The 19,631-nt window shown below is 47.4% G+C and carries 7 protein-coding genes; 4 read left to right on the top strand and 3 right to left on the bottom strand.

Going from position 1 to position 19,631, the window contains the following annotated elements:
• Nucleotides 1-7 precede the first annotated feature (7 nt).
• The 3 genes from arcB to mnmL all read right to left on the bottom strand — a co-directional run bounded on the left by arcB (nt 8) and on the right by mnmL (nt 5,288).
• Nucleotides 8-2,353 (bottom strand): aerobic respiration two-component sensor histidine kinase ArcB, encoded by a 2,346-nt coding sequence (gene arcB / locus vsple_RS02435; protein WP_261882580.1) that lies wholly within the window; start codon nt 2,351-2,353, stop codon nt 8-10.
• Between the two features lie 103 nt (nt 2,354-2,456).
• Nucleotides 2,457-4,250 (bottom strand): diguanylate cyclase domain-containing protein, encoded by a 1,794-nt coding sequence (locus vsple_RS02430; RefSeq protein WP_261882579.1) that lies wholly within the window; start codon nt 4,248-4,250, stop codon nt 2,457-2,459.
• Between the two features lie 81 nt (nt 4,251-4,331).
• Nucleotides 4,332-5,288, bottom strand: coding sequence for a tRNA modification radical SAM protein MnmL/YtqA (gene mnmL, locus vsple_RS02425; protein WP_255231451.1), 957 nt, complete (start codon nt 5,286-5,288; stop codon nt 4,332-4,334).
• Nucleotides 5,289-5,819: 531 nt separating this feature from the next.
• Between mnmL and gltB the strand changes: the two genes are divergently transcribed.
• From gltB to vsple_RS02405, 4 genes are all read left to right on the top strand, one after another.
• Nucleotides 5,820-10,367, top strand: a complete 4,548-nt coding sequence (gene gltB / locus vsple_RS02420; protein WP_261882578.1) for a glutamate synthase large subunit — start codon at nt 5,820-5,822, stop codon at nt 10,365-10,367.
• On the top strand, nt 10,367-11,836 hold the full coding sequence (locus tag vsple_RS02415) for a glutamate synthase subunit beta (RefSeq protein WP_255231453.1): 1,470 nt from the start codon (nt 10,367-10,369) through the stop codon (nt 11,834-11,836). The genes gltB and vsple_RS02415 overlap by 1 nt, the downstream gene beginning before the upstream one ends.
• Nucleotides 11,837-12,347: 511 nt before the next feature.
• Nucleotides 12,348-17,789: a glutamate synthase-related protein gene (locus vsple_RS02410; protein ID WP_261882577.1), complete on the top strand. Its 5,442-nt coding sequence runs from the start codon at nt 12,348-12,350 to the stop codon at nt 17,787-17,789.
• 30 nt (nt 17,790-17,819) lie between these two features.
• Nucleotides 17,820-19,577, top strand: a complete 1,758-nt coding sequence (locus tag vsple_RS02405; protein ID WP_261882576.1) for a diflavin oxidoreductase — start codon at nt 17,820-17,822, stop codon at nt 19,575-19,577.
• Nucleotides 19,578-19,631 lie beyond the last annotated feature (54 nt).

Raw genomic sequence — 19,631 nt, 5'->3', positions numbered from 1 at the left:
TACTCTTCTACCTTTGATTTAACCAACTCTTTAAGACTTCAATGTCGTTCTGATATTCGTTGTTAATTTCATCGACCCAATCTGAGATATTCTCCCACCATGCAGGTAGACCCGGTGATTGCGCTTTTTGCGCCACTTGTTGAATTCTCTTCAAACCAATCGAACCTGCAGCCCCTTTGATCTTATGTGCTTCCGAAACAATGTTGGCTTGATCTTTGGCTACCATGTTCGAGTTTAGAATATCCATATAGTCAGGCATCATCTGTTCAAACATCGCAATACTATCGAGCACTGGCTTGGGGCCAACAATATCAACATAAGACTCCAGCATCTCAATATCAAGCAAGCTGGTGTCTATGGTGGTTATTTTAGGTTCAACGATTTGTGCCTCTTCAATCGCCTGCGGAGTATCCGACGGACCGCTCTCTATCAGCTTAGCAATCACATCTTGGATCGCTTTTACCGATAGCGGCTTGCTGATGGCATCGTCCATCCCTTTGTTAAGATACTCTTTCTTGTTGTTAAGCACATTCGCCGTCAACGCCACCAACGGCGGGAGTTCGGAGTACTTCTCACGGTAGTACTTAGCGATATCAAAGCCAGTCATATCTGGGAGTTGAATATCCAGTAACACCAGATCAAACTCTTGTGGATTGAACGCGATCTGAGCCTCTTTACCTGTCATGACGACCGTCACCGTATGGCCTAAACTCTCAAGCAGCGAACGCGCAACCGTAACATTGAGCTCAATATCTTCCACCATGAAGATGTTCAACTGAGACTGTTTTCTTGGCGTCTTCACTAGAGCTTGAGTATCGTGATTCACAGGCACACGAATCGAGACTGTAAAAGTACTGCCGAAGCCCTCTTCACTGCTCACGGTGATGTCGCCATCCATCATATTGATCAGCTGTTTGGAAACCGCCAAACCGATACCTGTCCCAACCGCATGTAAGTTATCGGAACCCGATTTCACTTGGTAATACATCGCAAAGATCTTGTCGATTTCGCTCTCAGGAATACCAATGCCGGTATCTTCAACTTCCATTGTGATATGCGCGAAGTCGTCTTCGATATCTGCACTCACCGTCATTACCACGCCGCCATCTTTGGTGAACTTCATCGCGTTACTCACGAGATTCCACAGAACTTGGCGCAGGCGAGTGCCATCCACTTCAACTGCAGTTGGAAGATCAGATAACCTTTCAAGGTCGAATCTCAGCCCTTTTTGCTCCGCCATCAACGCAGAGATGCTCTCCATCTCAGAGACAAAGTCTTCAAAGTTAATTGGCGTGGGGAAAAGCTCAAGCTTGCGTCGGTCGAACTTATCCATATCAATAATATCGTTAAAGATATTACCGAGCGTGACAGCACTGACTTTAATGGTCTGCATATGTTTGCGCTGCTCTGTGGTCAGTTGACTATCAAGTAGCATACGACTTAAGCCGATAATACCGTTAAGCGGGGTACGCAGCTCATGGCTAATGGTTGAAATAAATGTCGTCTTGTCACGGCTAGCTTTCTCAAGCGACTCTTCGTGCTCTTTGCGCTCCGTGATATCTCGTCCAAAGCCCACTAACCCAAGATGACGACCATCTTTGCTGTAGAAAGGAACTTTGCGCAGTTCAAAATAACTCTTACGTCCATCTGGGTACTCTAACCACTGCTCGTAAGTGACCGCTTGATTATCTGCAAAGACTTTCTCATCGGTCTCAACGACTTGTTGAGCCACCTCTTTGCTATAGACATCCCAAGGTGTTAAGCCAACCAAGTCTTTCTCTGTTTTTCCGGTCAGCTCTTCAACGGCTCGGTTACATCCTGAGAATACGCCATCTTCGTTGCGGTAATAGATAAGGTCAGGAGAAGCATCAATGAAGGAACGCAAAAGCGCCGTTCGCTCTGCCAATTCAAGCTGAGTGCGCTCGCGTTGAAAAACTTCGTTCTCTAGGTCATGCATTGCTTCAGCACGCGCCTCTTCAGCCTTTTCACGCTCTTCGATCTCTTGATTAAGCTTCTCGATATTGAGCTGTAATTTGCTGTTTAGCTCTTGGTCACGCTCGCGCATGTCTCCAAGTTTAGAGACTAATTTAGCGAGACGCTGACGAGACTCCTCTAACTGGTCAACGACGACAGAGAGGAAATAGACGGCCCAAGGGGTGATAACCAGACCAAAGAAAACAGAACGGACAATATCGATATCATCGACACTGCCTTTTAGAGCCAGTGTGATACCAACTTGAACCACAACTGCGAGTGCAACCAGTGCTAATGCGAGGAGAATAGAGAATCGGACGATTCCCAGCTTTACGAGAAGATCTACGTAATACTGGGCAAGATTTTTCATGGGTTTCATTTAAGGCTCCATGCGATAAGACTAGCAATATTCTACCCTGTTTAGGCAGGAGAGGTAAGCTAGCCACATCACATGCAACAACCATATAAGCATTTAACTACGCCTATCTTGGTCTCCTTTTAGACTCATGAGCCAGCGTATGGAAACGCCCGGTTGAGCTAGGGTGAACACTGGTTTGATTGCGTCCATTCGCTTTCGCCTGATAAAGCGCGCTATCCGCCAATGCCACAGCCGACTCCATCTCATCGTCCAAGGTTGGGATGTAAGAAACTACCCCGATACTCACCGTTACCCATTCAGAAACCAGTGATTTTTCATGAACAATGCCTAGGCTTTGAATTTCATCATGGATACGTTGCGCCACTAACTGAGCACCTTCAGTCGCCGTGTTTGGCAGTATGAAAGCAAACTCTTCACCACCATAACGAGCAACACAGTCAGAAGAACGGTTCAATACGCGCTTGAAGGCTTTCGACACCTGAATCAGAGCATCATCACCTTGTTGATGACCATAGAAATCGTTGTAGCCTTTAAAGTAATCGATGTCACATAGCATGATAGTCAATGGTTGTCTTTCTCGAACGTGGAAGTGCCACAGGGTTGAGAGTTGATCATCAAAACGACGACGGTTAGACACTTGAGTCAGACTATCCAAGAAACTCAGGCGTTCTAGCTCTGAGTTCGCTTCTTCAAGTTTCTGCTCAGCTAAATAGCGCTCTGAAATATCGCGGGCCATGATCAATACACCACTGGTACTTGATGCGGGATCTTTAAAGGGTGATTTCACCACATCGTACCAAGTCTGCTCACCATTACTAGAGACGACCTTATCGATGTATCGCAGTGACTTTCCTTGATGAAGAACCTGATGATCAGAGTCTGAAATTCGCATGTACATGCTGTTTGGCACAACATCTTGCAGCCGCTTACCGACCAAATCACTCACCTCAGAAATCCCCAAAGCGGTAACAAACGGTTTATTACACGCTTGATAAACCATATTCTCATTGAAGATGCCAATAGAGTCAGGACTTGCTTCTAAGATACTTTGAAGAATGGTATCTCTTTGAGCTAACGCCACTTCGGTATCTTTACGCTTCTCCATCTCACCGCGCAGTTGCTGCTGCATGTCATGCCAATCCGTCACATCATGACTAATCGAGAGCGTGCCAATTCTCTCGCCATTTCCATCAATCAACACACTTTGATACGTTTCGAGCAGACAGCTTTTTCCATCTTGATCGGTCGTCCAGCTGCGTTGACTGACCCGCCCTTTCTGCGCGCCACTAGACACACTCAGCGTGCCCTCTTCTAATCGACCATGCCAAAACTTCTTAAACGATCGGTTACTGGCGACAAGGCTGCCTCTTTGATCTTTAACGTGGATCAATTCCGATAGTGAATCCAAAACGGTACGAGCAACATTAAGCTCTCGTAACTCTTGAGATTGCTCTTCACTAGAGTATTGGTGCGGCATTGTATAGAGCATCCATACACGTCTACCGCGAAAGATCACTTTACGCCCTTGTACATTGACCTTACAAGATTCGAAATCGGATAGCGCCCACATCAAACATTGTTCAAATGAGTCGCTACTTTGATGATGAGAAAGACATCCAGTGAAGGCCGTTTGACAATCATGGGTTGGATAGCGGAAATGAGTCCCTACTTGGCGGATACCCAATAGTTGCATCGCCTGACGATTCGCGTACACGATTTCACTACTCTTTAAATCGACCATACACAAAGGTGCTGGCGCTATGAGCAGTAGATTTTCGATATGAGCTTGATAACGGGAGTAGAGATACCAACCGAACAAGGTAAACAGCAAAAGGGCAACAATAAACGATCCATAGAACATCGCATTGTCCCACAACCAAATCATCAATGGTTCCATCTACCCTCTATCTGTATAGACCTCTAATAAGGGCGGATCTTATCACTAATCGATCTTTTTATCTCTACATGCCGTTGCAGCTTAATTCGGTGTCGTATTGAGCTGTGGCAAAGTGTAGACAAAAGCTTCGCCATTTTTGCAGCCTTGAGCGCCACTTTTGTCTAGCGAGCGACCAATCTCTGTCATCGCGAGCCAACGGTTCTCACACCACAATGGCGAAAGCAAAGTTGGCCTGCGCGCTGCAGAAGAGACTCGATGATAAATCACCTCCGCCGGAGTACGCTGAATCATCTCCGTGGCAACATCGACATACTCTTCTAGAGAGGGGGCCTCTAACTTACCCGCTTTCCACGCTTTAGCCATGGTACTGCCCTCAACAATATGTAGACCGTGGAGTTTGATTCCGTCCGTACCAACATTTAAAACACGCTCCAAGGTTTCAAGGTTGTCAGCTTTAGTCTCTTTAGGTAGGCCAACGATCAAATGAGTACATACCTTGATTCCCAAAGCTCTGGCACGCTTGGCAATACTCTCGTAGATAGCGAAATCATGACCACGGTTGATACGCTTTAACGTTTGATCATTTGCAGTCTGCAGTCCCAATTCTAACCAGATCTCATAGCCTTGCTTTACATAACCAGCGAGTAATTCTAATACAGAGTCCGGCACACAATCGGGGCGTGTCCCCACACACAATCCAACGATATCAGCCCCCGGTGCTTTCAGTGCCTCTTGATACATATTTTTCAACACCTGAACCTCTGCGTAGGTACTGGTGTAAGCCTGAAAATAAGCGAGATACTTTTTAGCTCGTGCAATTTCACCCGCTCTATCGTTGAGTTGAGCCGCAATACTTTGGACTTGAGTCTCTTCGTCTGCAAACGACGCAACGTTACAAAAAGTACAGCCTCCTCGACCTATGGTTCCATCACGGTTAGGGCAACTGAAACCGCCATGTAGAGTCAGTTTGTGAACCTTTTCGCCATAGCGACGTTGGAGATCTTGACCAATCGTATTGACCAATTCGTGTAATTGCATGAGAGGTGCACCAAGCTAAATAAGAATGAATATCAATTTCATCTATGAAAGTTAATTACAGGATTTCATAAATTAAGCCGGGCAGCTTACTGAAAAGCGTTTGCGAGACACCTAACAAATATCAATAAAAATGCAAAAAAACGGCTCTATTTGCCTAATGTTGCACAAATGTTATGCGAAAAATTCAATTCAAAACGAAAAAAATGGTCTACATCGTTCAACTTTCATTGCAATTATCCTTAACAAAATTGTAGGATACTTACACATATTGGCGATTTTTGAGAATTTTATTACAGCTCAAACTTGCTAATAAATCGGTGTTATCCAAATCCCACCTATATAAACCACTAGTTTGTGGTCAAAAAAAAACGGATATCACTAAGGATTGTTTTTCTCGCAAAATTTTTCCTGCGAGAGACAGAAAGGACTCAAACCGCCAACACAGGGCAGGTTTAGACTCATAAATATAAAAGGACAAGGCTGACGAAGTGCAGACTCGTTACGCCTAGATTTAACTGGAAGGATGTATCTATGGTAGATCAAGAGCAGAACTCACAGGGTCTGTATACTCCTGAATTGGAGCATGACGCTTGTGGTATCGGTTTTGTAGCTCACCTCAAAAACCGTAAGTCTCATGAAGTAGTGACCCAAGCACTAGATATGCTAGCTCGAATGGAACACCGTGGTGGCCAAGGCTGCGATCCGTGTTCAGGTGATGGTGCAGGTATCTTGCTGCAAAAACCACACGAGTTTCTACTTGAAGAGACGGTCAAGCTAGGTATTAAGCTGCCATCTTTTGAAAAATATGGTGTTGGTGTTGTACTTTTCCCTAAAGACGAACACAAACGTGCACAGTGTCGCGACATTCTGGAGCGCAATGCACAACGCCTAGAGTTAGAAGTGATCGGCTACCGTGTGTTGCCAACAGATAACTCAATGATCGGCGCTGATCCACTGAGCACAGAGCCTCAATTTGAACATGTGTTTATCTCTGGTGGCCCTGGTATCACACCGGAAGAGCTAGAGCGTAAACTGTACGTTCTACGTAACTACACGGTTCGCGTATGCCTTGAGAGTGTGTCTAACATTGGTGATGACTTCTACATCAACTCTATGTCTTACAAGACGGTTGTGTACAAGGGTCAGCTAACCACTGAACAAGTACCTCAGTACTTCCTAGACTTACAAAACCCAACGATGGTAAGTGCTCTTGCACTGGTTCACTCTCGTTTCTCTACCAATACATTCCCTCGCTGGCGTCTAGCACAGCCTTTCCGTTACATCGCTCACAACGGTGAAATCAACACAGTTCGCGGTAACCTGAACTGGATGAAAGCCCGTGAAGCGATCATCGAATCTGACCTGTTCACTCAGGCAGAGATCGACATGCTACTGCCTATCTGTCAGGAAGGCAGCTCGGATTCATCTAACTTCGATATGGCACTTGAGCTCCTAGTTCTATCTGGTCGCAGCCTGCCACACGCATTGATGATGATGATCCCTGAAGCATGGCAAGAAAACAAAAACATGGATCCAACTCGTCGCGCGTTCTACCAGTACCACGCGAACGTCATGGAACCGTGGGATGGCCCGGCATCAGTATGTTTCACTGACGGTGTTCAAGTAGGTGCAACCCTTGACCGTAACGGTCTACGCCCTTCTCGCTACACAGTGACCAAAGATGACTTCCTAGTAATGGCCTCTGAGTCTGGTGTTGTTGAAATCGAACCAGAAAACGTTGAGTTCCGTGGTCGTCTACAACCAGGTCGTATCTTCGTCGCTGACCTAGAGCAAGGTCGCATCATCTCTGATGAAGAAGTGAAAGACGGCATTGCATCAGCACAACCTTACGAGAAGTGGGTTGAAGAGAACCTACTCAGCCTGAAGAAACTGCCAGATGCGAGCAACGAATTCAGCCAGCCTTCACCAGAGAAACTTCTGCACAAGCAGCAAGCGTTTGGTGTGAGCTCGGAAGAAGTGAACGAAATCATTGTCCCGATGGCGAAAGATGGCAAAGAGCCACTTTCTGCAATGGGTGCCGACTGGCCACTAGCGATTCTTTCGCACCAGTCACAACATCTATCAAACTACTTTAAGCAGCTGTTTGCTCAGGTAACTAACCCGCCTATCGACCCGATTCGTGAGCGTATGGTTATGTCTCTGAACACTTACCTAGGTAAGGATCAGAACCTACTGGCCGAGTCTCCAGAGCACTGTCAAAAAGTAGAACTTGAGTCGCCGGTTCTTTCTAACTCTGAACTTGAGAAGCTACGTGCTATCGATAACGAGCACCTTCAAGCGAAGACGCTAGACATCGTATTCCAAGCAAGCGAAGACGAAGGCAAACTAGAGCGTGCCCTTAAGCGTATCTGTCAGTACGCAGAAGATGCCGTTATCGATGGTTACTCAATCATCCTTCTAACTGACCGCGCGGTTAACTCGAATCACGCTGCAATTCCAGCAATGCTGGCGGTTGGCGCAGTTCACCACCATCTAATCCGTAAGGGTCTACGTGCGAAGTGTGACATTGTGGTTGAGACAGGTGATGCTCGTGAGACGCACCACTTTGCAACTCTAATCGGTTACGGTGCAAACGCAGTAAACCCATACCTAGTTATTGAAACTATGGTTGATCTGCAGCGCACGAAGAAGCTTGATCCAGAGACAAACGTTCGCGATCTATTCGAAAACTACCGTAAGTCAATCAACGGCGGTCTTCTAAAGATCTTCTCGAAGATGGGTATCTCAACACTGCAGTCTTACCACGGTGCACAGATCTTTGAAGCGCTTGGTATCAGTAAATCTGTGGTTGATAAATACTTCACAGGTACGGTTTCACGCATCCAAGGTCTCACGATCGATGACATCGCGAAGGAAGTGCTAGTACGTCACCGTATCGGCTTCCCGACTCGTGAAATCCCAGTACAAGTACTTGATGTGGGTGGTGTTTACCAGTGGAAACAGCGTGGTGAAAAACACCTGTTTAACCCTGAGACAATCTCACTACTACAACAATCTACACGCAACAAAGATTACGCTCAGTTCAAGCAATACGCGAAAGCGGTTGATGACCAAGGCGATAACGCAGCCACGCTACGTAGCCAACTAGACTTTGTTAAAAACCCAGCAGGTTCAATCCCGCTAGAAGAAGTCGAGCCAATCGAAAACATTCTCAAGCGTTTCGCGACAGGGGCAATGTCATTCGGTTCGATCTCTTATGAAGCTCACTCAACATTGGCAGTTGCGATGAACCGCATTGGCGCGAAATCGAACTCTGGTGAGGGTGGTGAAGATCCTATGCGTTTCGAGCGCAAAGAGAACGGTGACTGGGAACGCTCTGCTATCAAACAGGTTGCTTCGGGTCGTTTCGGTGTGACCTCTTACTACCTAACCAACGCCGATGAGCTGCAGATCAAGATGGCTCAAGGTGCGAAGCCAGGTGAAGGTGGTCAATTACCAGGTGATAAGGTGGATGACTGGATCGGTGCAACGCGTCACTCGACTCCGGGCGTAGGTCTAATCTCGCCACCGCCGCACCATGATATCTACTCAATCGAAGATTTGGCTCAGCTGATCTACGACTTGAAGAACGCAAACCGTGCTGGCCGCGTTAACGTGAAGCTAGTATCGGAAGCGGGTGTAGGTACTATCGCATCTGGTGTTGCGAAAGCAAAAGCTGACGTAGTCCTTATCGCAGGTTTTGATGGCGGTACAGGTGCATCACCAATGTCGTCTATCCGTCACACCGGTCTACCTTGGGAGCTAGGTCTAGCAGAAACGCACCAAACGCTTCTGAAGAACGGCCTACGTAACCGTATCGTGGTTCAATCTGATGGTCAGATGAAAACTCCTCGCGACCTTGCAGTAGCAACACTTCTGGGTGCAGAGGAATGGGGCGTAGCAACAGCAGCGTTGGTTGTTGAAGGCTGTATCATGATGCGTAAGTGTCATAAGAACACCTGTCCTGTTGGTATCGCAACACAAAACAAAACGCTACGTGAGCGCTTCGACGGCCGCGTAGAAGACGTCGTGACCTTCTTCCAGTACATGGCAGAAGGTCTACGAGAAGTGATGGCTGAGCTTGGTTACCGCACTATCGATGAGATGGTCGGTCAGTCGCACAAGCTGAAAGTGCGTGAAGACATCCAACACTGGAAATACAAGAACCTCGATCTGTCTCCTGTGCTTCACATTGAGCAAGCTCGTGATGAAGATGGTGTTTACAACCAAACACAGCAGAACCATAACCTAGAAAACGTTCTAGACCGTAAGTTGATTCAAGCTGCTATTCCAGCACTTGAGAAGGGCGAAGCCGTAGACGCAGAGTTCCCTATCATCAACACGGACCGCTCTGCGGGTACTATGCTGTCGAACGAAATCTCTAAGGTATACAAAGACGCAGGTCTGCCTCAACCGATGAACGTCAAGTTCAAAGGTTCTGCGGGCCAATCTTTCGGTGCTTTCCTTGCTAAGGGCGTTAAGTTCGAAGTGGAAGGTGATGCGAACGATTACTGGGGTAAGGGTCTATCTGGCGGTACGCTGGTACTTTACCCAGATGCGAAGTCAACCATCGTGGCTGAAGATAACATCGTTGTAGGTAACGTATGTTTCTACGGTGCGACCTCTGGTGAATCATACATTCGCGGTATGGCGGGTGAGCGTTTCTGTGTGCGTAACTCAGGCGCGAAAGTGGTTGTAGAGGGTGTTGGTGACCACGGTTGTGAATACATGACTGGCGGTGTTGCTGTAATCCTTGGCTCAACTGGCCGTAACTTTGCAGCAGGTATGAGTGGCGGTGTGGCTTACGTTTGGGACAAGTCTGGTGACTTCGAAACTAAGCTAAACCCTGAGTTAGTAGACCTAGATCCTATCGAAGAAGAAGATCGTGAGCTACTGAAAGAGATGCTAACTAAGCAGGTTCAATTCACAGGAAGTGAAGTTGCTCAGTCTTTCCTAGACAACTTTGAAGCAAGCTTAGAGTCAATGGTCAAGGTGATGCCTCGTGACTACAAAGCGGTACTTCAAAAACGTAAGACTGAAGCAGAGCAAGCACAAACGGAACAAGTGGAGGCAGTATAATGGGTAAGCCTACTGGATTTTTAGAGCATGGTCGTGAGCTTCCAAAGAAGCTCGACCCATCAGTTCGTATCGAAGACAACAAAGAGTTCGTACTTAACGAAGAGTTTGGCGACAAAATCAACACACAAGCTTCTCGTTGTATGGACTGTGGTGTCCCTTTCTGCCACAACGGTTGCCCGATTGGTAACATCATCCCAGAGTTTAACGACGCGGTTTACCGTGACAGCTGGGAAGAGGCTTGGAACATTCTAAGTACTACCAACAACTTCCCTGAATTCACAGGTCGTGTGTGCCCAGCTCCTTGTGAGAGCGCATGTGTGCTTGGCATTAACCAAGACCCAATCACCATCTGTAACATTGAGAAGACGATTGTCGAAACTGCGTACCGCGAAGGGTACGCAAAACCTAAAACACCTCGCTCTCGCACAGGTAAAACGGTGGCAATCATCGGCTCTGGCCCTGCAGGTCTGGCAGCTGCTGAACAGCTAAACAGTGCGGGTCACTCAGTAACGGTATTTGAGCGTGATGAAAAAGTTGGCGGCCTACTCCGCTTCGGTATCCCAGACTTCAAACTGGGTATGGACGTGATTGATCGTAAGATCAACCTCATGGCTGAAGCAGGCGTTGAGTTCAAAGTCAATCAACATATCGGTGTTGACGTGAATGCACAACAGCTTCGTCAAGAGTTCGATGTAGTACTACTCACAGGTGGCTCAACGGTTCCACGTGACCTTCCAGTTCCAGGTCGTGAACTAAAAGGCGTTCACTTCGCAATGGAGTTCCTTGGTCAAAACAACCGCCGTGCAAATGACATGGATCTTAAGGGTGAAGAGATTCACGCAAAAGACAAACATGTTGTGGTCATCGGTGGTGGTGATACAGGCTCTGACTGTGTCGGTACCTCTAACCGCCATAAAGCAGCAAGTGTTACTCAGGTTGAGATCATGCCGATCCCACCAGAGAAACGCCCTGCAAACATGCCTTGGCCTCAATACCCAATGATCATGAAGACAACCACTTCTCACGAAGAAGGTTGTGAGCGTCACTGGAACATTCTGACCAAAGAGTTCATCGGTAACGATAAGGGTGAAGTTACTGGTCTACGTATCGCAGACATCGTTTGGCAAGATGCTAAACCAGGTGAGCGCCCAGGGTTTGAAGAAGTAGCGAATTCAGAGCGTGTTATTCCATGTGATATGGCATTCCTAGCGATGGGCTTCCTACACCCAGAACCAACAGGTGTACTTGCTCAGCTAGATATCAAACTGGATGATCGCGGCAACGTGGCGACTGACGGCTTTGCAACCAACCAGAAAGGTGTGTTTGCAGCGGGTGATATGCGTACCGGTCAATCTCTGGTTGTACGTTGTATCAACGAAGGTCGTGAATGTGCGATTGCTATCGATAACTTCCTGATGGGCAACTCAAACCTAGAAGCGAAAGCAAACTCATTGATGCTTTCAGCATAGAATTTTAATAACAATTCCTTCCAAACTTTTGGCCAACACTCTGTGTTGGCCTTTTTTGTTCCTGCAATACAGTACGCTTTTGATTTATCTATTTATCCATTTTTTATGAATTAAGACGAAAAAATGACATGTAACAATAATGATTAATAATCATTATCAATTAGGTTGATAAGTCTAGAAAACACGACAAAACAATAGAAAAAATCACAACTTGGTCATTTTTAGTCCGCATTTACAGATTAATTAACTATTCAAAAACCTCTTCGTCAGAAAGGCAACCACTTGCTATCAATTTTTTAACATGATAAGTATGGAGATCGCTTTAAAAGAACAAAAATCGTTCAAATAAGAAAACCAACATTATCTGCAGGAGCAGTCAGGTTGGTTTCCCCACTCGATGTTGTGAAAGGCTTCACTCGCGAGTGGGATATAAGCTGAGGCTTCGGCACTGTAGTGATACATGCCAAAGGAACCCGCAGTCTCAACTGCAAGCAATCAAGGAAATGATCGAATGAATCAGGAATCTCGCTCGCTTTATGACCGCGAGCATGAACACTCCAGCTGTGGGGTGGGCTTCATCACCGATAAAACTGGTGAACAGACCCATCAATTGCTGTCTCTTGCCCACCAAGCTCTGTGTACTATCCCACATCGTGGAGGTATGAACGCAGAAGGTATTGGTGATGGTGCTGGGGTCAACATTGACCTGTCGATTAACTTTTACCGTCATCTGCTTAAGAGCTCAAATCTTAAGTCTGGCAACTTTGGTGTTGCGAACTTCTTCTTTCCTTTCAATCGTGAACACCATGCTCAAGCAAAACAACTCATAGAAGAAAATCTGACTAAATATCAACTAGATATCGCGCTATGGCGTGAGGTCCCTGTTGACCCATCAGCCGTCAACGACGCGTCACGTCAAGTGCAGCAATCAATCCAGCAAGTGGTGTTTTTAAATGGTAACTTGTCTCGCAGCGCAGATCTTTTCGAACATCAAATCAATCTTGCGTTGGCTGAAATTGAATCTGTAGGCTTCACCGATGATGCTCTGTCTGGTTTCTATCCTCTGTCGATGAGTTCAAAAACTCAAGTTTACAAAGGACGCTTAAACTCTTGGGAAGTCGTACCCTATTTTAGTGATCTTAGCCACCCTGAGCACCACATCACGACTCTATTCTTCCACACACGTTTTTCAACCAACACTGCGCCAGCTACCATGATGGCTCAACCTTTCCGCCGCATGGCTCACAACGGTGAATTGAACACGGACAAGAAAAACCGACTCAGTGAAGATGCCATCGCACGTCAGCAACAGAAGCGAGTGATCTTTCCAAAAGGTCAGTCGGACTCGGCTCGACTCGACCAGACACTGGCGCGCCGCGTCGTTGAAGATGAGCTAGACATAGTGACCGCTGTATTGGCGATGATGCCACCAGCGTGGGAAAACGATGAGCGACTTTCTCCAGAAGTGAAAGCGATGCTTGAGTACTTCAGTCTTTCTGAAGAGAAAAACGATGGTCCAGCAGCTCTTATTTTCTCCGATGGTCAAAAAGTCGGAGCTCGATTAGACCGACTAGGTCTGCGTCCATTGCGTAGCGTTGAAACAGACCGCTACCTTGCAGTGATGAGTGAAGCAGGTCAGATCGACTTTCCTGCCGAAGAGATTGTGCGCTTTGGACGAATTCAAGCCGGTGGCATGATCTACTTCGATCACGCGACAGGTCGTAGCTACGAGACCAAGGAGATCCTCGAAACTCTGGCGAAAGAGCGTAACTATGGCGCTCTACTTGAATCAGCTCGTATTACCCTTAGTGATCTTGAGACAGCCTCCTTAGATAAGGTGACCGAAAATGAAAACTTCAGCGCCTACAGTCGTCATGTGGCCTACTCTCTGAACCAAGAGAGCTTTAAATTCTTCCTCGATCCTATGATTGAGCATGGTGCTGAGAAGATCACTGCGATGGGCTTTGGCCTTGCGCCAAACGTGCTCACCGATGAAGAAGGCGGCATGTCCAAGTACTTTAGCCAACGTTTTGCACAGGTCACCAATCCGCCTCTCGACTCTTTACGTGAATCGGATGGTATGACACTGCGTGTCGCTCTTGGGGCAAAGCCTAATTTCAGCCCAAGCGAATCTGTACAACTGGTGCTCAACTCACCAATTCTACAACCTCAACAACTTGAACAGATTTTCTCGCAAGATCGAATCAAAGTTGAAACATTTGACGCCCTTTTCAATCCAACATTAAATAGCAGAGAAGATAACGCAAAGCGCGTTTCTGAAGCCCTCACCGAACTCTGTGACCAGATTCAGGCTTCGATTGAGAACGGCACCAACATCGTGGTACTCAGCGATAAACAGATTGGCAATGGCAAGGCTGCACTGCCAGCGATTCTTACTGCCACTGCCGTCAACCAGAGACTGATTAAACGCGGCCTGCGTTTCGATGCCAGCGTGATTTACCAAACGGGTCAGGCGGCAAGTAGTCACGATATCGCCTGTCTCTTAGGTTTTGGTATCTCAGCCGTCTGCCCTATCTCTGTCTACCACCGCGCCAAAACACTGTGTAACAACCAATCGATAGAGCAAGGCTTAAAGAACTTCCAAAAAGCCTGCGAAAAATCGCTGATGAAGACCATGGGTAAATTTGGTCTTTGTACGGTAGAAAGTTATATCGGTGGTGAGTTCTTCGAGTCAAACTTCCTTGATACCGACTCAGAACAGCTCAACAGTTTCTTCCCGAATATCAGTTCACCAGTTGGCGGGGCTCAATTTGATGATCTCGCGTGGAGCTCAGCAAAGTGGCACTTTAAAGCCCTAGCGATCAATGAAGAAAATCAGATCCCGTTACTGGGTCTGTTTAAAGAACGTCAAGATGGTGCGGGCCACAGCTTCGGTAATACCGCGGTTCGTGAATACATCAACATGACACAAGAAGAGGTGCGCTACGTTGACCCGGTTGCTGAACAAGCGCTTGAATCGACTGTCGCCACCAGTGAAGACGTCGCGTATAAGAAGACTGGCTATGAGAAGCTCAGTCCTGAAGAGATCGATAAGTTCCAAATAACGCCGGCTTATCGTGCCTTTGCTGATAATTTGTATCGTGAACGTGAAACTCGCCCTGCAACACTGCGTGACATCTTGCTGCTGCCTCTGAACTTCAATCAAGCGCAAAGTGCCGATGAGTTCTCTCACCTGCTCGACCGTTTCCATTTCGAAGGTAATGTGAATTACCTTTGGTCGGGATTAGAGGTGCAAGCTTCTTCAGACATCGCAAATCACTTCATTCTGACGCTCAATAACCGCGAACGAGTTAACTCACTACGAATTGCGATTGAGACCACTTGGTCAGAAAAAGTGGAACATGTCGCAGTTGTCGATGAAACCATTGAACTCACTGCCAAGCCTTCTCTTGAAGCTTTCTTATCTCGCGTCAAAACGACAAGACAACCGATCGCGCTTGAGCAAGTCGAACCCGCTCACCTTATTACACCAGCCTTTGCTTCTGGCGCAATGAGTCACGGCGCCCTGAATGCCAATGCTCACCAAGCCGTAGCGCAAGGTACTAACATCGCTGGCGCGATGAGTAACTCGGGCGAAGGGGGGGAACACTCTTCTCGCTTCAACTCCATCAAATCGAGCAAGATTAAGCAGTTTGCTTCAGGCCGTTTTGGTGTTTGGGTCGGCTACCTTGCAGATCCGCGGCTTGAAGAGATCGAGATCAAAATTGCACAAGGGGCAAAACCAGGTGAAGGTGGTCAGTTGCCATCACCAAAAGTAACGGTAGAAATTGCCGCTGCGCGTGGTGGTACTCCCGGCGTGGAACTTGTCAGCCCACCACCCCACCACGATACCTACTCGATAGAGGATTTAGGCCAGCTAATCCATGACGCGAAAGCCGCACGTGTACGCGTGATCGTTAAGCTCGTATCGTCTGAAGGTATTGGTACCATCGCCGTTGGTGTCGCCAAAGCGGGCGCAGACATCATTAACGTGGCAGGCAACACCGGTGGTACTGGTGCTGCAGCCGTAACCAGTTTGAAGAATACAGGCCGTGCAGCAGAAATCGGTATCGCCGAAGTGCATCAGGCTCTAAGTGAAAATGGCCTGCGCGATAAGGTCACACTGCGTTGTTCAAACGCACACCAAACCGGTATCGACGTAATTAAGTCTGCCATCATGGGGGGCGATTCGTTCGAGTTCGGTACCACAGCACTGATGATGCTCAAGTGCGTCATGGCTAAGAACTGTAATGTGAAATGTCCAGCCGGCCTGACGACCAACCCAGAGTTGTACCAAGGCGATCCACGAGCCCTTGCTCAATACTTCCTTAACGTTGCCCATGAGGTTCGTGAGATCTTGGCTCGCCTCGGCTACAGCAGCTTGCAAGAGATTCGAGGTAAGAGTGAACTGCTTCACCTTGCTAACCACCACAGCATTGTTGGTAAGCTCAATGTGACCGGTTTACTGCGTGAAGTCGACCTTGTTAAGGTTGCGAAACCCGTTTATCTAGAAGCTGACTTCACGCCAGATGACAACCTTATTGAACAGTTACTCGCTGACTACTTTGAACAAGAAGAACGCCACATTGTTCTGGATGCGGGTAAGCTCAATAACCGCAACAAATCAACAGGTGGTCAACTCTCCATCGATATCGAACGTGCACTAAACTACCAAAGCAAGGCGCAGCAACACCCTGCTACACTCACAGCGGCGAATGGTCGTCGCTTCTTTGATGCCGAGTCTATCGTGGTAAAAAGCCATGGCAGCGCAGGTCAAAGTTACGCTGCATTTAACAACAGCGGTCTGGTCATGGAGCACACGGGTACCTGTAACGACGGTGTCGGTAAAGGCTCAAGCGGCGGTCATATTGTGGTGCGTTCACCAAGCCAACGTAAATTGAAAGCAGGTAACAACGTTCTGATCGGCAACTTTGCTCTGTTTGGCGCAACTGGCGGTCAAGCCTTTGTCCAGGGTGAAGCGGGCGACCGTTTTGCAGTGCGTAACTCTGGTGCGGTTGCTGTTGTTGAAGGGGTTGGTGACTTCTGTTGTGAATACATGACTAACGGTTCCGTAATCAACCTTGGAGGCTTTGGTAAGGGCTTCGGCAACGGTATGTCTGGTGGTATTGCTTACCAGTATGACATCGATGGTCAGTTCGTAAATAGCTGCAGCGCCGACTCGGTACTCACCGTGCCTTTGATTGAACAAAACCCAGGGTACGAAGAAGCGCTTAAGTGGCATTTAGAACAGCATGTTCGCTTTACGGGTTCACACAAGGCGCAGCGTATCCTCAAAGATTGGCCGACCAGCCGCACCTTGTTCACGCTTGTGGTTCCATTTGCTCTGCTACATAGCCAACATCCTGAAACGATTCTGAGTTCTCACACGCGTAAGCAGATGCTGGAAGAGCTTATCCAAGGCCAAGCGAATAACCTAATCGAAGCGGTGCACTTTGCCTACCGTGATCAAAAAGCTCTGGCCAATGGGTTGAGCCCACAATATGGCGACATGGATACTCCACTGATCTGCGATCTATTAACCCACAGTGGTGTGTTGCATCGAGCTCACCAACTGGCTAAAAACAGCACCAGTGATGCTCAAGTGATTCAACGTATGTTTGAGCTGAAAGATAAAAAGCTCTACGACCAACTGCTTAAAGACGTTAAAGAAGCGGTTTCGAACTACAGTGATGACGAGCTTTCAGTGCTACTCGCTAACAAGCGTATTCAAGACTATAAGGCTTCACTTGAGAGACGCGATGTGTGGGACACCCACAGCCGCGGCACGACCGTATGGATCATGGCAAGAGAACAAGATATCAGCAAAGAGATGAAAGCGATTGAACCAATCAATCAGCGCTTAGCAACACTTTACTGCTACACCTTTGCCGATGTGATCCGTGAGCAGATCGAACAAGCAAAACAAACAGAACAAGAAGCCCATATAGCCTAAGGACAGGCAGATAAATCAGTAGGAAGAAAAATGAAAGTACCTCATTTGCCACAAGATATACCATTTAATGAAGACCAAAAGACTTGGTTGGCGGGCTTCTTTTCAGGCCTTCATTCACGCCTTTTGGTTAAGGAAGAGTCCGTTGTACATGCGGAGTCTAAGCCTCAAGTAAAAGGGCTAACTATCCTCTATGGTTCACAAACAGGTAACGCAGAGAGCGTTGCCTATGACACGGCAGAGAAAGCCAAAGAGTACGGCTTAACTGCAACTGTTCAAGATATGGATGACGTTGACGCGCAAGTCTTTGTTAAGTCATCGCGTATTCTGATTGTCACCAGTACCTATGGTGAGGGTGAACACCCAGATAACGCAGAGACACTGTGGGAAACCATGAGCAGTGACAATGCACCTCAACTTAGTAATACCTACTTCTCAGTTCTGGCTCTGGGTGACACCAGCTATGATGATTTCTGTCTGGCTGGTAAAGAGTGGGATGAGCGATTGGTTGAGCTTGGGGCAACTCGCGTGACTGACCGTGTCGACTGTGACATCGACTTTGAACAACCTGCAGAAGAGTGGATGATCGCTACCCTACCGGCTATCGCGGCACAAGGCGAAGATAGCGAAGCGGTATCTGGTTCATCACCATCTGCGAAGCAAAAATCCAAGTACGGTCGTAAGAACCCTCTGCAAGCAACACTGAAACATAAGCGGGTGCTGACCAAGCAAGGCTCAAGTAAAGAGATCGTACACTATGAGCTTTCACTAGAAGGCTCGGGCGAGTTCTACAAACCGGGTGATGCTCTTAATGTGATCCCAGAAAACCAACCTGAGCTAGTGAGCGCGCTACTCGATCACTTCCAGTTCAGTGGTGATGAGAAGCCATCATGGAATGGCGAAAACCACAGCTTGCGTGAGCTGTTCACCTGTTACCTAGATATCCGAACGCCATCAAAAGAGCTAGTCAAAGCTCTCGCAGAAGCAGCCAGCGATCACCGAGTGATCCAGATGCTAGGCAGTGACGATACCAGTGCACTCAATGACTTCCTTTGGGGTAAAGATATCCTCGATCTTGTGAAAGCTTACCCAACCGTGTCGTTGTCACTGGCTGAGATTTTATCTTTACTAAGACCAATTGCACCACGCGCTTACTCGATCTCATCCAGCTTAAACAAACATAATGATGAAGTTCACCTCACCATTGGCAGCGTGCGTTACAACAATGGTGAAAGAGACTACAACGGTACTTGTTCGACATGGCTTGCAGATCTTGTTGACGAAGGTAAGAAAGTCCCTTGTTACTTTGCTCCAAACAAAAACTTTGCGGTTCCTGAAGATGATAAAGCGCCAATGATCATGGTCGGTCCAGGGACAGGTATCGCGCCATTCCGCGCCTTCCTTGAGGAGCGTGAAGTGCAAGCGTCCCCTGGTGACAACTGGTTGATCTTTGGTGACCGCAATAGCGCTACCGATTATATCTACCAAGAAGAGATCGAAGCTTTACAGCAAAAAGAGGTACTGACTCGACTTGATCTCGCGTTCTCACGTGACCAAGAACAGAAGGTGTATGTACAAGATAAGATGCGCGACAGCGGCGCTGAACTATTTGCTTGGCTAGAACGTGGCGGGTACTTCTTTGTCTGTGGCGATGCCTACTACATGGCGAAAGACGTCGATAAAGCGCTGCATGAGATTATTGCCGAGCATGGCGGTCTCGATGACGATGGCGCTAAAGCGTACGTCAATCAGCTCAAAAAGCAGAAACGCTACGTGCGTGATGTCTACTAGGTCTTTTAGTCCGAGGTAACACAAAAAAATAAAAGGATCTCATTAGGGATCCTT

The sequence above is a fragment of the Vibrio pelagius genome (assembly GCF_024347575.1).
Classification (GTDB): Bacteria; Pseudomonadota; Gammaproteobacteria; order Enterobacterales; family Vibrionaceae; genus Vibrio; species Vibrio pelagius.
Note: the sequence above shows the minus strand (reverse complement) of the source record. Positions and strands in the feature narration are given on the sequence as shown.

Bases quoted from the DNA above. Each gene is read 5' to 3' on its own strand.
- arcB (WP_261882580.1), bottom strand. From the start codon at position 2,353: ATGAAACCCATGAAAAATCTTGCCCAGTATTACGTAGATCTTCTCGTA.
- vsple_RS02430 (WP_261882579.1), bottom strand. From the start codon at position 4,250: ATGGAACCATTGATGATTTGGTTGTGGGACAATGCGATGTTCTATGGA.
- mnmL (WP_255231451.1), bottom strand. From the start codon at position 5,288: ATGCAATTACACGAATTGGTCAATACGATTGGTCAAGATCTCCAACGT.
- gltB (WP_261882578.1), top strand. From the start codon at position 5,820: ATGGTAGATCAAGAGCAGAACTCACAGGGTCTGTATACTCCTGAATTG.
- vsple_RS02415 (WP_255231453.1), top strand. From the start codon at position 10,367: ATGGGTAAGCCTACTGGATTTTTAGAGCATGGTCGTGAGCTTCCAAAG.
- vsple_RS02410 (WP_261882577.1), top strand. From the start codon at position 12,348: ATGAATCAGGAATCTCGCTCGCTTTATGACCGCGAGCATGAACACTCC.
- vsple_RS02405 (WP_261882576.1), top strand. From the start codon at position 17,820: ATGAAAGTACCTCATTTGCCACAAGATATACCATTTAATGAAGACCAA.